Source organism: Spiroplasma endosymbiont of Megachile willughbiella (assembly GCF_964273395.1).
Taxonomy (GTDB): Bacteria; Bacillota_I; Bacilli_A; order Mycoplasmatales; family Mycoplasmataceae; genus Spiroplasma_A; species Spiroplasma_A apis.
Genome location: NZ_OZ187005.1, coordinates 166,501 through 181,523 on the forward strand (window position 1 = coordinate 166,501; position 15,023 = coordinate 181,523).

Here is a 15,023-nt window from a genome sequence, read left to right on the forward strand (position 1 = left end):
AAGAGCCTTTTTTTAATTTATTAAAGAAAGGAGAACTTATGAATTCACAAACTAAAAAAACACAAGCTATTATTAAAATTTGTGTAATTGCACTAATTAGTGCCTTAAGTGTTTGTTTAAATATTTTTTTTGTTTGAGTTCCTGGCTTAGATTTCGGTTTATTTGTAGTTGTACTTTGTTGTTTGGTTTTTACTTGAGAATCATCTCTAACAATAAGTTTGGCAATAAGCTTTTTGATGTTTTTTATAAAACCAACCATCATTGAAGGTCTAGCATATTTAGCAACTAATATTACCGTTTGACTTGTAATGTTAGTAATAAGAAAACAAAGTTTCAAATATAGGATAATAATTTATATTGCTTTTTTAGTCTTTTCAACATTCAACGATTTCTATATTTTGTTTTTTTGAACGGCAATAACAGATTGAAAAAATGGTATGGCAATTTACTTGGCACGTGTTGTTCACATACACGTAATGTTTGCACTTTATTGTTTTTTACCGATTATTTTTCTCAAGAGAGTAGAAAAACTATTCAACAAGTTACTCGGTAAAAATGATTTCTTATTTAATAAGAATTTTAAGCAGTACACAGAAGATAAGGAGAATATAATAAACATGAAATATTATGATGATAAAAAATACTATATAATTCAAATGCTATCTTTAATAGTTTCATTAATGTTAATGGTGAACTTTTTAGCATTCATACCTTATAAAATTGTAGTTTCATTTAATATACATTATTTAGCAGCGATCTTAATTGTGCCGGTGTTGATGTTAATAATTACACCGAATTGAATGAAACTTAAGAAAAAAGTCGGGAACAAGAATTTGTTACAATTTAATAGTTTTGGATTATTGATTGCAACAGTTGTTACTACTCTGGCTTTCTCTTTTAGCAATAATATCGTGGCCCATATTTTGCTTTTTTTAGGATTAATTCTTTTTGGAATATTCATTGCAGGATTTGTGCCAATTAATATAGAAATGATTAAAAGCCATGATTTAAGAAATGGTAACGCCCACATTACAAATAAAATTACAAGCCTTACAATTTTTTGGACTATTCCTATACCGTTCATAATAAACGAATATTCAAAAAATACTTTTAATGTTATCTTTCTAGGTATGTTGGCAGTAACTATAATAATTTTGTTATTTACAAATAAAAACATAATGGATAAAGGTAATGTTCTGGATGTAGATAAAAGCCAGTTTAAAACTTTAAAAACTAATAAGATATTCTTTATATCTATATTCTCTCAAAACTTATTTGTAGGTATCATTAAGTTTCTTGAAATTGCATTATGTTTATTCTTTTTTGTACGATTAGAAAACAAAGAATTATATTACTCTTTCAATGAGAGTAATATATATATCTATCTTGTATTAGGTTTTCTTTCTAAGTTTATTGCTCAAGCAATACTTCGACAAGTCAGCTTAAAAGAAAAACATCATAGTCAACTCAACATGATTGGAATGTTATTAATAGTTTTTGGGTTTATGTCTCTTTTTGCTTATATATTAGCTTATAAGTTTCTAGGTTTTAATAATCCAAATACTCTTTATTATGCTCTTTTAATTGCTGTACAGTTTCTTTTTGGTGCAGGTTATATTCTTATAGAAAGAACAAAAGCAAGTTATTATAAAACATTAGTGAGTAAAGATGAATTTAAAATGGCTATGATTATAGATCATGTTCTTGGTAATGCGTTTTTTTCATTGTTAGTAAATATTTTATTTTTAATAACAATGGTATTCTTGAGTCCAACAATATTTAAGTTTATCTTAATATTAGGAGTTGTATTCTCAATGACATTAATTTCTATGATTGTTAATGTTGCCATCAGGCACAAAAACAAAACAAAAGTTATGAATGAGGAACACAAAATTATAAATAAAATCTAAAATAAATAACACAAAAACAAAACCCCTTATAAAGCAATAAGGGGTTTTGTTATATATATTAATTATTTTAGTTTATTCAAGTATAAGTTCACTACATTTTCAAGTAAACAAACTATTGTCATCGGACCAACTCCACCAGGAACAGGTGTGATTAAACTAACCTTGCTTATAACATCATCGAAATTTACATCTCCACAATATTTACCTTGAACAAAATTTGCACCCACATCTATAACAATGCTATCTTTTTTTACAAAATCTTTTGTTACCAAACCAGGGGAACCTGCGGCACTTACTAAAATATCTGCTTTTGAGCATATTTCGCTAAGATTTTTAGTCTTTGTATTACAAATCGTCACAGTTGCAGATTCGTTTATTAGTATATTTGCTAAAGGTTTACCCACAATGTTACTTCTTCCAATTATTACAACATTAGAACCTACCAAGTTAACTTTTTTCCATTTTAGTAACTTCAATATTCCTGATGGTGTTGCAGGAAATATATTGGTATTATTTAAAATTAGACTTCCCATGCTATTTGGAGTAAAACCATCAGCATCCTTAGTTGGTGAAATTAAATTGTTTATTTTGCTTCCATCAATATGATTGGGCAGTGGTAGTTGCACAATAATCCCATCAACTTCATCATCCTCGTTCAAATTGCTTATTTTTTTACTCAAATCTTCTTGGTTTATATTTTCTTCTAATCTAAGGTTTCGCCCTATAATTCCCACAGTTTCGCAAGCCTTTAATTTATTTTTTATGTATTTGTTACTTGCTAAATTATTTCCGACTTGAACGATCACTAAAACTGGGGGTCTTTGTAAACAACATTTTTCAATTTTGCTCTTTAAATTACTTAAAAGTTCCAATGATAGTTGTTTACCATCAATTATTTTGTTATCCATATTTAATTCCTGACTCTTTGCTTTCCAATACATATTATAATAAAAAAAATACAATAATGTTTTAATAGTTTCTTATCTATGTTTTAATTAAGTAGTAATTAAGGAGAATAAAATGAAAATTTTGAAATATTTCGTTTATAGTTTTATGATATTAACGCTTTTATTCTTATTTGGAACATTAGTTTACAATTCGATTAATGACAAAAACTCATACGTAATAAATAGGATAGCAACTAAAGAGAAAGTGGTTATGTTAACTTTCGATGACGGACCAAACAAAGTTAATGATAAAGAGATCATTGATATATTGGAATCTAATGGCGCAACAGGTACTTTCTTTTTTACCGGAAGTAATATAAAAAAATATGCTGATGAAAATAGTGAAAAAGAATTATTTAAGAAAATAAAAGAGTCAGATATGTCCGTAGGTAATCATTCATATTCGCATTCTAAATATCAAAATAATAAACAAAAACTAATAGATGAAATATTAGAAACTGACAATTTAATTAGAGAGAACTTTGAGTTAGACCAAAACTATGAAATTCCAATGAGAATGCCTTATCTTCAATTTTATAATGGTTTGAAAAAAGTTTTAGAAACAACAAAGAGAACTTATTTTACAGGTGGCTACCTAAGTGGAGATTGAGATTATGAAAAACACGGTCATGATAAAATTATTAAAAGATATCTTGACAACCTAAAACCTGGTGAAATATTTATTATGCATTCAACACATTATGCAAAACTATTTTTGAACGATTTGATAAAGGAAATCAAAAACAGAGGATATGAGTTTACGAATTTTAATCCTAGCAGTAAAAGGTATTACAAAAAGTTTGGAGAACTAGTATGGTAAATTTAAGTATGTTATCAGATTTCATAGATGTGACAGGAATAGCTACAACATTGGTGTCAGCCGTTTTTATAGTTGCAACAGTATACTTTATAATTAAAAGATTTGAAGTGAAGAAAAACAAAAAAGCGTTTAAGTTACTTGTGACGTTTGATTGTTTAGCATTATTTATTTGTGGATATTTTTTTGTTTTGAGTATTATGAATTTTTATTTTCTTACAAACAGTTACAAGTATATAATAATTAATAGAATTATGTGTTTGGTTACCCTTACATTGATATTTGGATATTTTTTAATAGTAGAAATTTATTTTTTTAAAAAAATAAAAAGAGGTTTAAATGAATAAAATAACTGAAGTTTTAAAAACACTTAACTTGAAAGAAGACGAGTACGAACTCTACGGAAATGACATTGCAAAAGTTAATTTTAAAAATTTTGTTTCCTTGGAAAGAAAAGCAAAATTAGTATTAATGACTTCGATAAATCCAACCCCAGCAGGAGAAGGTAAAACAACAACTGCAATTGGTTTAACTGATGGTCTTAACTACATCGGAAAGAAAGCAATTTTAGCTTTAAGAGAACCAAGTTTAGGTCCTGTCTTTGGTAGAAAAGGTACTGCAACTGGAGGCGGTGAAAGTGAAGTTATACCCATGGATAAAATTAATATTCATTTTACAGGAGATATTCATGCAATAACAACTGCAAATAATTTAATATCTGCTTCTATTGATTCCGAATTATATTGAGGAAATAAATTGAATATCGACCCAGAAAATATAATTTGAAAAAGATGTTTAGACTTAAATGATAGAGCTTTGAGAAAAGTTGACTTACAAATATCAAAAACCTTATCAAGAAAAGAAGAGTTTACGATTACTGCAGCAAGTAATATGATGACTATTTTGTCTTTATCTAAAAACGAGGAAGATTTGAGATGCAGACTTAACGAAAGTATAGTGGCCTATGATTTAAACGGAGAAGAAGTTTTATTAGAAAGATTGGGAATTACAGGTTCATTGATGGCTCTTTTGAAGGATGCTATAAAACCAAACTTTGTTTTAACAAAACACAACTCACCAACTTTTGTACACTGTGGACCTTTTGCAAATATCGCCACTGGTACAAACTCAGTTATTTCAACAGATCTTGCCTTAAAGTTAGGGGAGTATGCTATTGTGGAATCAGGGTTTGGGAGCGACTTAGGTTTTGAAAAGTTTATGAATGTTGTAAACGAACAAAATAGTTTTATTCCTGATTGTGTAGTTATGGTAGTTACTTTAAGAGCATTGAATTTGCATAAAGATTTCGAAAACAATTTTGATCATTTAGAAAAACACATCTCACACATAAAGAACTATGATTTAAATTTTTTAGTGGCTATAAACTTTATAGAGGGCGATGATGAAAATCAATTAACATATTTAAAAAAATGGTTGGATGAGAAAAATTATGCTTGAGAAATAAATGAAGCATATGTTAAGGGTCCCAAAGGCGCCGAAAAACTTGCTAAAAAAGTTGTAGAAATTTCCAACAAAAACTTCACTTTTAGAAAGTTAATAAACCCAATGGATAAAATAGAAAACAAAATTAGTAAAATAACTGAAAACTTTTATTTCTTAAAAGATTTCTCAATTACAGATGAGGCAAAAAAAGAAATTGAAAAAATAGAGAACTCAAAATATAGAAACTTGCCGCTTTGTATGGTTAAGTCTCACAGTGCAATTGACGGTAATGAAACCAAAGACAAAAACTATTTATTGAAAATCAAAAACGTTAGAATAAATAGTGGAGCCAAATTTATTTTAGTTTTTACAAATGCAATAATGAGCATGCCTGGTTTAAATAAAGAACCAAATTCAAAAAGTATTGACGTTGAAAACGATCGTATAACTGGTTTAAAATAATTAAAAAAATGTAGATTACTCTACATTTTTTTATTTCAGATTAGGCGAAACATAATTAGTTTGTTATCAATTGGATTATTGAGTCATCTATATTTTCTACTAATTTTTTTATTATGTAATCTAAAGATTTGTTCTCTTGTAACAAACTTTGAATAATAGTTCCATCCTCATCATTAGTATTGTTATATGAAAAAGCATTTATAATTGTTTCTTTCAACTTCACAAAGCTTATATCATTTTTTTTAGCTATTAAAAAAGGTTTCATTATTCTTTCATCTAATTGCAACTTTTTAATAGTGTTTCTAGCAACTCTCTCAAAATCATCTTTAATATAATTATTGGTGAATCTCTTAATAATGGTTTCTATAAAATCCTCTAGTTTTTCTTTGTCATAATTAAATTCAACTGAAACTATTTCAGATATTTCCTTTAAATAATCTTGTAAAAAATAAAGAAGAGTGTGGTCCTTAGCGTCGTTTAACGTTATGTTTATGTATTTCTTCTCGAACTTTGTAAGTGTTCATTCCTTTCAAGCTATAGTTGCATGAGCTCCATTTAGCATTCATACCTTTTTACAAATCTCTGCATCAATGTTATTTGTATATGTTATTGTTTCAAATTTATTAGTTTGTTCTGGTCAAGCATCTTCATTCGCTACTCAAGAATAATAAGGTTCAACTTTGATACTCAAGTCATCAGATACTTCATTAGGAACGATCCTGTCCACCATAACATCTACAAATTTTATTAGATCATTATTTATAACGTGATGCTCCTCGATTTGATTTTTGAAGAATGAAGATACTTTTTCACCATTCTCACAACACATTATAATTAATGGTGTGTTTGATTTTTGTTTAGCCTCTATTATACTTATAACTTGACTTATGATATGCTTTAAATTTCCTGAGCCAATTGAGGTTGTTATCACATCAATGGTTTCTAAGCTCAAATTGCTCTCTAGTTCATTAGATAACAATGCTTTATAACCTTTAACGGTATCAACTTTATTGCTTTCATCTAAATATTTTATTTTATACTCTTTGCTGTTTTTAAGTTTGTTTATAAGTTCTTTATTGTTGTCGATGAAATAAAATTCCGTTACAAAACCACTATTTAATAATATCGGAGCAATGAAACCACGACCAATATTACCAGCACCATAATGTAAAATCTTCATTAAAAGTTGAACTCCTTTAGTATTCTATCTTTTGAAGGATTTTTGATTAAATCCTCAACAAAGTCAATATCCATCATCTTTTCAGCAATATTTGATAATATATCTACATGATTGTTAGATTTAGCTGCTATTCCTATAAAAAAGTGCACAGGATTTGAATCATAATCTACTGGTTCATCGTAATGGACAATAACTATTCCATCTTTTATTACTCCTTCATCGTTTATTCCATGAGGAATGGCTAAATAGTTACCAATGTACACGGAGAACTTTTTTTCTCTTTCTATCATTGAGTTCACATAGTCCTCTGTAATATAACCTTGTTCTATAAGTAAATTACCACATTGTTTTATGGCATCAATTTTGCTTTTTGCTTTTTGCTTTATTAATATATTTTCTGCTTTTAAGATTTGTGTCTCCATTTTCTCACCTATTAATTTTCTATATATTTTTTCACTTATTATTTTATGTATGTTTTTTTTCTTACTTAGAATTAAGATAATTGGCATAGCTAAAATGTTTGGTAATTTGTATTCACTTAAGTCAATTGAAGAAATAACTAAATCGTATTTCATTAGAAGTTTTTTATTAACCGACGAGTAAGGTAAATTCTCAACATCTGCATTTCGGTAAATTGGTTTTAAGTGGTTTTTAATCATAACACTCTGACCAAACCCCCCAATACAGATAGTTAAGAGCTTTAGTTTTTCATTATATATGTATGTATCAAACCATACAAGCACATGTATAAATATTTCATATGCAAGAACCTCAAATGATTTTAGATCTCTAAAGTATAAAGCTAAATTTTTTTCAATTTCTTCTCATAGTTCAACAAACTTCTTTTTGTATGGTTGTAAACTTCTTGAATATTCTTTGATAACAAACTCATCCACATTCTGAATATAAATATTTGATGCCAAGTGATTTACAATTCTTTCTTTTATATTGTTATCTAGACATAATTTTTCATTGAATAGCTTGAATAATCCTTTATCTAGATTGTTTACAAATTCGATAACACTATTTTTATTTTTATCTATTGAGATCTTTTTACTTAAAAAGTAATTAATATCATCACTACAATATAACCCACCAATATTATCAATGAACTCGTTATAATAAGCTGAGTCTTTAAGTTTTTCTAATAGTATAGAGTTTTTTGAATGATTTAATCAGTACGTAATTTTGATCGATAGCAAAATGGCATTTAAGTTAGATATATTAATGTGGTTTGCTGTGTACTCAATTATTCAATGAAATATCTTATTATAAATATCAATTTTATATTTTCTCTTTAGTGTTGTATAAATGTAACTAGAAAAAAGTTTTTCTATTTTGTTTAATTTCAAAATCGAGTAAACTTTTTTAAATAACAAACATTTAGTTGTAAGTTCTACAACAGCTTCAATCTCATTTTCTTCAGTGACATCTGCAATTTTCAATCCTTGTTTGCTAATTGTTAAATTTATTTTTTGTTTATTACAAATATTTCTTAACTCATTAATATCATCTTCAATGATATTTAAGGAAATATCTAGATCGTCTGCTAGTTGTAATTCTGTAGTTTTTTTATCTCTCAGTAAGATTAAGAAAATATATAATAATCTTTCTTCTTTCATTAAAAAATTATCATCTAGCTGCAACTTTTGAAGAATGTTTTCCGTATTTCCTTTGAACTCGAGGTTGTTATCATTATCTAAAATAATGAAATCTCCTAAGCCCCTTAAAAAAATGTTGATTTCTTCAAAATCTCTATTTAGAGTTTTTTGGCTAATATCGAAATAACTAATCAACATTTCTTTTTCTACGTTTTTATAATTTATTAGTATATTTAAAATTCTAAATTGTCTTTCTTTTTTCATCTGTCATCTCTATTTTTTTATTAAAATCTAGGATGATTTTATCATAAAAGTTTTTATCTAAAAAGTTAGTGATACTTTTATGTATAGCGTTTGGCGCTTTTTGTTTAGCGAAGTCTGTTAACTGTTCTTGTGTAATTACAAACATTGCATCACTTGGAAGTTCTTTTACAGGTAGATTAATTACTTCAACATCTATTTTATTTTCCTTAAGTTTTTTTCTCAAAACAGAAGCACCCATTGCACTTGAACCCATACCTGCTTCACAGGCGAATATGATAGTTTTAACATCTTCGATATTTGGTAAACTGACTCCATGTTCACTGTTGGGTTTTAGATATTTACTTTCTTTACCTTTAAGATCATTAACTTTATCAACTGCTTCTTCATAAGAAAGTTCTTTACTTTTGTATTTACGTCTCATAATAATATGAATTAATGACCCAACTAAAAGGGTAGTTGCACATGCTGCAAATACTCCCAGAAATACTCCAACATAATTCATAGCACCAGAAGCTATAAATATAGAAATAGCTATTATTGAACCTGGTGAAGCGGGCGCGATTAATCCTGCATCAAATATTTGGAATATTGCATCACCAACAAGTCCACCTGCTATTAAAGCTATTAACATTTCAATTTTCATTAGGATGAATGGGAAGTATACTTCATGCACACCACCAAAGAAATGTATTACTGAAGCTCCGGCTGCATTTCCTCTTTGTTTTTTATCAAATATAATAATTGTTAATAAGGCTCCTAGACCTGGTCCTGGATTAGCCTCCAATAAGTACAATATTGATTTTCCGTATTGTCTATATAAGTCTTGTGAAAGCGCTGTGAATACCCCATGGTTAATTGCATTGTTTAGGAAAAATATTTTAGCTGGCTCTACAATCAAAGCACTTAGAAAAATTAGTTTGTTGTTTATCAATAGTCTTACTAATTCTCCAAGCGCTCATGTGATTGAATTAAATACATAAGGCATCCCATAAAAGGCTCCTATACCTAACCCGAATGCTAAAAATCCCATTACAAAGTTATTTACAAGCATTTCGAAACCTTGTTTAACTTTTCCATCTAGCAGTTTGTCTATTCCCAGAAGGATACCGGCTGAAGCAGGTCCAACAATCATTGCTGATAGGAATTGTGGTGAAGATGTTGAGTTTTCTGCAAAACCTGGATTATATTCATTCCCAAGCACTACAGCGAAAACAACAAATGCTGCTATAAAACCACCACGATCTTTGTGAACTATTCTACCCGCATTGAATCCAATTAAGACTGGTATCAAATACTTTATTACGTTGCCAACAATATATTTTTCTATTGTTGCAACTGGTGTCCATCCTTTTTCTATGAAAAAGGCAGTTAATAATCCTCATGCTATCATCAACCCAATTATTGGCATGATCATCGAGCTGAGTCATCCACCAAACTTTTGTACTCTTCGCATTGCGATTCTTTTGTTAAAGTTATTCTTTAAAAAAAGCGAGAACTTATTATTGGTTTCTTTCTTATTTAAATCTTTTATAATTTCGTCCATTATATCGACTCCTTTCAAGCATATTGTCTATTTTTTTGTCGTACTATAAAAGTGTCATGTTCATTTTTTTTGTCAAAATGAAGGACAAAAAATACTTTTGCTATTTATATAGATTTATAACTAAATCCATACAAAAAAACTCCTTGAAAGGAGTTTTTCATATGATTTAATTGAACTTATTTTTTAAAATAGTTTAAACCTAGTACTTCTAACCCTGCAAGAGTTACAAAGTTGTAAGGTTTATTGAAGTGAGGTAAGAAGAATATATCAACAAGTGGTAATTCATCAATAGTTAATCCTTTTTGTATTGCTAAAGCAAACATATACATTACCTCGGTGTGATTATTTTGCGATGCAACTTGAGCACCAACGATTTTTCTTGATTTTTTATCTCAAACTATTTTAATTATTACTTCTTTATATGAAGACATGAACTCTGGTCTATCTGAGTCTTTGAAAAGTTTTTCTTCAACATCAAATCCAAGTTTATTAGCTGCGTTTATTGATAGACCAACAGCAGCCATTTTTCATCCAAATACTTCGATACCATTAGCGCCTGTGAAACCTAGACCTGTTAATGAATCACCATTAACTATATTTACTGCTGCCATAATACCAGTTCTAACAGCTGTTGTAGCTAATGCTATTTGACTATTCTTATTCATAGAAATATTATATACTTGCGCACAATCACCAACAGCATAAATGTCTTTTACAGAAGTTTGCATAAACTCGTTTGTAATAATTGCTCCTTTTGCATCAAGCTCTAGAGTGTTTTTTAATAGATCTGTTTGTGGTTTAACACCAACTGAAAATACAACATAATCAACTTCTATTTCACCTTTATCAGTGATCACTTTATTCACTTTACCATTTGTACCGACAAACTTTACAACCTTTTGATTTAGTGCTAAATTTACACCTTGATTTCTCATTTCACTTTCGATATTTTCAGTAAATTCGCTGTCATAATATACAGGCATAATTCTGTTTTCGATATCCACTAAACTCACTTCTTTACCAGCTGCCACAAAAGCATCCACCAACTCAACACCTATGTATCCAGCACCAATAACTGCAACCTTTTTAATCTTTGGATCATTATTTGCAGCTTTTATTGCTTGCGCATGATGATAGTTTTTGCAAATTTGTACACCTTCCAAAGTTATCCCTTCTATTGGTGGGAAAACTGGTCAAGTTCCAGTTGCTATTACTAATTTGTCATAATTATCATCAAATTCTTCACCTGTTTTAAGATTTTTAACTCTAACTACTTTTTTATTTGTATCTAGAGAAACTCATTCATGTTCCATCTTAATGTTAATATTTTCTTCTTTTAATATCTCTGGTGATGCGTAAAATAATCCCGCGGGATCTTTGACCTCACCTTTAACTCACAAAGCAATACCACATCCTAAGAAAGATATGTTATCATTTCTGTCATAAGTTGTTATTTCCATATTTTTGTCTAATCTTCGTAATGTTCTTACTGCAGTGGTACCTGCATGATTTGTTCCAATAACGATAGTTTTCATTTATATTCCTCCAATTTACAAGGTTATAATAATACAAATATAGAAGTTTAATAAAAAAAGTTTATTTATGAATTCTTTTTTCATTAAAGAGACTATTTTTAAAAATATTTCCATTAAAAAATTCTTTAAGATTTTTTTTATTGTAAAATAGTTTTATAAGAGGAGTGTAATTATGTTTTTGCGAGCAAATATGGATGTAGATTATTTTTTTAAGCGAGTTAAATGAATAAAGTATTTAGACGAGGATAATATTTCAAGAAAATCAAAATTTTATGTTAAAAGAATTTCAAAAAAAATTAATGATAAAACTACATTTGCTCAATTCAAGTACTGAGTATTGTGGAGGTGAGTTAATAAGAATTTCGAATTATCTGAGCATTTTGTAAATCAAGTCAAGAGAAATATCAAAAAACTAGATCTTACATTAAGTTCAAAAGAAGAACGATTTTTAGATGACTTAGACGAGCTAATCTTTAACTCATGAAGACCATTAAAATTAGTGCCTGTGAAGTTTGAATTAGAAAAAAAAGAAAAAATCAATCTGCTTCAAACTAGTGTTAATGTGCACCACCTCTTTGAAGAAACTTCGGAAAAAAAACTGAAGATGATTGGCAAGTTTGATGTATATTTCTCAAATAAAAAAGTTTATTTGACATCTAATAAACAAGTTTCTGTGTTTGTTATTTCATACAAAGATATCGTTGATGTTATACCTAAAAGTTATGGAACTATAATAAAAACTAAGGAGAAAAGCTATTTATTTAGAGGTAAAAATAGATTATTAACATACGTGCTATTACAAAGAATGATTCCAGATTTGGGTCTTAATATCCAAAAAATACAAAATCTATATGAATATTTTGATTATTGGAATTCATTTCTTGCACGAATAAATTAAAGGAGAACTTATGAAACAATTAATATTAAAAACAACCGAGGAGATCGGTAAAACAGCTGGAGATATTATCATTACAAAAATTACAAAGAAACCAGATGCAATACTTGGGTTAGCTACAGGAAGTTCACCTTTGTCTACATACAAGTATCTAGTTGAAAGAACTAAAAAGGACAATATAGATTGGTCAAATATTACAACTTTTAACCTAGATGAATATAAAGGATTAAGCTCAGATCACGAACAATCGTATAGATACTTCATGAATGAGAACTTATTCAAACACGTAAATATAAAAATGGAACAAACACATGTTCCGTCTGGATTAATAAATTCTAATTCAGAAGCAGCAACTTATGACCAAGAAATACAAGAAGCAGGCGGAATAGATTTACAAATTTTAGGATTAGGAATAAATGGGCATATCGGTTTTAATGAACCTGGTACAAGTTTTGACTCAATAACCTCGGTAGTTGATTTGCAAAGATCAACTATAGAAGCTAACTCAAGATTCTTTGAAAATATCGAGGAAGTTCCAACTCAAGCAATATCAATGGGTCTAAAGACTATCATGAAAGCTAAGGAAATTTTATTAATTGCTACAGGTTCAAGTAAAGCAAACGCAGTAAAACATCTAGTTGAAGGACCCGTTACCACTGAATGACCTTGTTCAATTTTACAACAACACCCCAATGTAACCTTGTTATTGGATGATGATTCTGCCAGTTTATTAAGTAAGTAATAATTTTCAACATTATCAATAATTTTAAAATAATGTCTGCGGACATTATTTTTTATAGTTTTTATTATTTTTTATAATCGCAAAATGTTAAAATTTAATTTAGATAGTAGGAGTAAATATATGAGAAAACAAATTATTATAGGTAACTGAAAAATGTTTAAGACCAATTCAGAAGCGGTAAAATTTATACAAAATATAGAATCAAAAATAACAATTAAAGAAAACTTAATAGCAGGGATTGCTGCACCAGCAATAATGCTAGCAGATATTAAAAAAAGCTCAAAAAACTTAGTTATAGCAGCACAAAATTGCTATTTCGAAAAAGAAGGTGCATTTACTGGAGAAATATCAATTCCAATGTTGAAAGATATAAACGTGGACTACGTTGTTATCGGTCACTCAGAAAGAAGAGACATATTTGGAGAAACAGATGAGCTTATTAATTCAAAAGTAAAAGCCTTGTTAGATTCAAATTTGACTCCAATATTATGTTGTGGTGAAAGTCTTGAAACTTACGAAAGTGGTAAAACTATTGAGTGGGTTAAATCACAAATTGAAAAAAACTTGAAAGACGTTACAGCTGAGCAAGCTAAAAAAGTTGTAATTGCTTATGAACCAATTTGAGCAATTGGTACAGGAAAAGTTGCAACACCAGAAATTGCTCAAAGCGTATGTAAAGAAATAAGACAAATTATAAAAAATATTTATAATGAAGAGGTTGCAAATGAAGTTCTAATTCAATACGGTGGAAGTGTAAAACCAGAAAATATTAAGGAAATATTAGCCCAAGAAGATATTGACGGTGCACTTGTTGGTGGTGCTTCACTTGTTGAAGACTCTTATCTAGGACTTTTGAAATAGTTTATGGGTAAATTTAAGTTAGTAGCTCTCGATATGGATGGAACAACATATGCAAACCTAGGCAATTACATTGAACCAAATGTTGATGTTATAAATAATGTTATTAGAAAAGGTGTTAAAGTAGTTTTTGTAACTGGTAGACCTGTATTAGCAAAAGTAAACAAATTTGAAATTTACGATTTTGATAAACAAGAAGCGCTTGTTGCTGGGTTTAATGGTGCTTTGATATACGATTTAAAAAATGACAAGGTAATTGATGCAAACCCAATACCTAAGGATATTGTAAAAAAAGCTTTTGATTTAATATCAAGTGGAAAGTTTGCTGATCAAGAAATATGAGCTTATTCAACAGATATGTCTAAGTGTTTTGTTTCTAAACCAATAGAGCTGTCAAAAGGATTGTTTTTTGAAACAAATTTTTTTGAAGGAAATCTCATGGTTTTTAACGAAGATATAGCTACTAATTGCTACAAATTACTTATATTCAATGTTGTACCTAGCTTTGTCGAGGAACTAAGAAACCTTGGTTTAGAAGTAGCTTGACATCCAGAATCACTTGGTGGTGAAGTTACTCTTAAGGGTATTAATAAAAAATATGCGGTGGAGTTTTTAAAAAATTACTATGCGATTGAGATTGACGAAATTTTAGCAATGGGTGACGGTGCTAATGACATACCAATGCTTGAGTACGCGGGTCTATCTATAGCTCCAGCCAATGCTAACGATGAAGTAAAAAAACATGCTAAGGTTGTTTCTAAATTTACGCATTTAGAAGGTTCAGTAGCAAAAGAATTAAAAAATTATGTTTTAGGAGACAATTAAT

Annotated in this window: 13 protein-coding genes; 8 read left to right on the top strand and 5 right to left on the bottom strand. The window is 28.8% G+C overall.

Going from position 1 to position 15,023, the window contains the following annotated elements; translation table 4 throughout:
* The first annotated feature begins 38 nt into the window (after positions 1-38).
* Positions 39-1,910 (top strand): hypothetical protein, encoded by a 1,872-nt coding sequence (locus tag ACI2WZ_RS00760; protein WP_500244926.1) that lies wholly within the window; start codon positions 39-41, stop codon positions 1,908-1,910.
* A 62-nt stretch (positions 1,911-1,972) separates the two neighbouring features.
* Here the strand turns inward: ACI2WZ_RS00760 and ACI2WZ_RS00765 are convergent, their stop codons facing one another.
* Positions 1,973-2,818: a bifunctional 5,10-methylenetetrahydrofolate dehydrogenase/5,10-methenyltetrahydrofolate cyclohydrolase gene (locus ACI2WZ_RS00765; protein WP_500244927.1), complete on the bottom strand. Its 846-nt coding sequence runs from the start codon at positions 2,816-2,818 to the stop codon at positions 1,973-1,975.
* A 112-nt stretch (positions 2,819-2,930) separates the two neighbouring features.
* Here ACI2WZ_RS00765 and ACI2WZ_RS00770 point away from each other — a divergent pair, with 112 nt between their 5' ends.
* Genes ACI2WZ_RS00770 through ACI2WZ_RS00780 form a run of 3 tightly spaced genes read left to right on the top strand, consistent with a single transcriptional unit; the run spans position 2,931 to position 5,579 of the window.
* Positions 2,931-3,677: a polysaccharide deacetylase family protein gene (locus ACI2WZ_RS00770; RefSeq protein WP_500244928.1), complete on the top strand. Its 747-nt coding sequence runs from the start codon at positions 2,931-2,933 to the stop codon at positions 3,675-3,677.
* On the top strand, positions 3,671-4,021 hold the full coding sequence (locus ACI2WZ_RS00775; protein WP_500244929.1) for a hypothetical protein: 351 nt from the start codon (positions 3,671-3,673) through the stop codon (positions 4,019-4,021). The genes ACI2WZ_RS00770 and ACI2WZ_RS00775 overlap by 7 nt, the downstream gene beginning before the upstream one ends.
* Positions 4,014-5,579 (top strand): formate--tetrahydrofolate ligase, encoded by a 1,566-nt coding sequence (locus ACI2WZ_RS00780; RefSeq protein ID WP_500244930.1) that lies wholly within the window; start codon positions 4,014-4,016, stop codon positions 5,577-5,579. Before ACI2WZ_RS00775 ends, ACI2WZ_RS00780 begins: the two co-directional genes overlap by 8 nt.
* Positions 5,580-5,634: 55 nt before the next feature.
* Here ACI2WZ_RS00780 and ACI2WZ_RS00785 read toward each other — a convergent pair whose 3' ends face one another.
* From ACI2WZ_RS00785 to ACI2WZ_RS00800, 4 genes are all read right to left on the bottom strand, one after another.
* Positions 5,635-6,759 (bottom strand): mannitol dehydrogenase family protein, encoded by a 1,125-nt coding sequence (locus ACI2WZ_RS00785; protein ID WP_500244931.1) that lies wholly within the window; start codon positions 6,757-6,759, stop codon positions 5,635-5,637.
* Positions 6,759-8,624, bottom strand: a complete 1,866-nt coding sequence (locus ACI2WZ_RS00790; RefSeq protein WP_500244932.1) for a PTS sugar transporter subunit IIA — start codon at positions 8,622-8,624, stop codon at positions 6,759-6,761. The genes ACI2WZ_RS00785 and ACI2WZ_RS00790 overlap by 1 nt, the downstream gene beginning before the upstream one ends.
* Positions 8,602-10,167 carry a PTS sugar transporter subunit IIBC family protein gene (locus ACI2WZ_RS00795; RefSeq protein WP_500244933.1) on the bottom strand — a complete coding sequence of 522 codons (1,566 nt, stop codon included), beginning with the start codon at positions 10,165-10,167 and terminating at the stop codon, positions 8,602-8,604. The genes ACI2WZ_RS00790 and ACI2WZ_RS00795 overlap by 23 nt, the downstream gene beginning before the upstream one ends.
* Positions 10,168-10,343: 176 nt before the next feature.
* The gene (locus ACI2WZ_RS00800) at positions 10,344-11,702 is read right to left on the bottom strand and encodes an FAD-dependent oxidoreductase (RefSeq protein WP_500244934.1); all 1,359 of its coding nucleotides are present in this window, start codon (positions 11,700-11,702) and stop codon (positions 10,344-10,346) included.
* A 172-nt stretch (positions 11,703-11,874) separates the two neighbouring features.
* Between ACI2WZ_RS00800 and ACI2WZ_RS00805 the strand changes: the two genes are divergently transcribed.
* The 4 genes from ACI2WZ_RS00805 to ACI2WZ_RS00820 all read left to right on the top strand — a co-directional run bounded on the left by ACI2WZ_RS00805 (position 11,875) and on the right by ACI2WZ_RS00820 (position 15,022).
* Positions 11,875-12,600 carry a hypothetical protein gene (locus tag ACI2WZ_RS00805; protein ID WP_500244935.1) on the top strand — a complete coding sequence of 242 codons (726 nt, stop codon included), beginning with the start codon at positions 11,875-11,877 and terminating at the stop codon, positions 12,598-12,600.
* A 10-nt stretch (positions 12,601-12,610) separates the two neighbouring features.
* On the top strand, positions 12,611-13,339 hold the full coding sequence (gene nagB, locus ACI2WZ_RS00810) for a glucosamine-6-phosphate deaminase (protein ID WP_500244936.1): 729 nt from the start codon (positions 12,611-12,613) through the stop codon (positions 13,337-13,339).
* Between the two features lie 120 nt (positions 13,340-13,459).
* Entirely contained in the window at positions 13,460-14,200 is a 741-nt protein-coding gene (tpiA, locus tag ACI2WZ_RS00815) for a triose-phosphate isomerase (protein WP_500244937.1), read from the top strand.
* Between the two features lie 3 nt (positions 14,201-14,203).
* Positions 14,204-15,022 carry an HAD-IIB family hydrolase gene (locus ACI2WZ_RS00820; protein WP_023788926.1) on the top strand — a complete coding sequence of 273 codons (819 nt, stop codon included), beginning with the start codon at positions 14,204-14,206 and terminating at the stop codon, positions 15,020-15,022.
* Position 15,023: the final 1 nt, after the last annotated feature.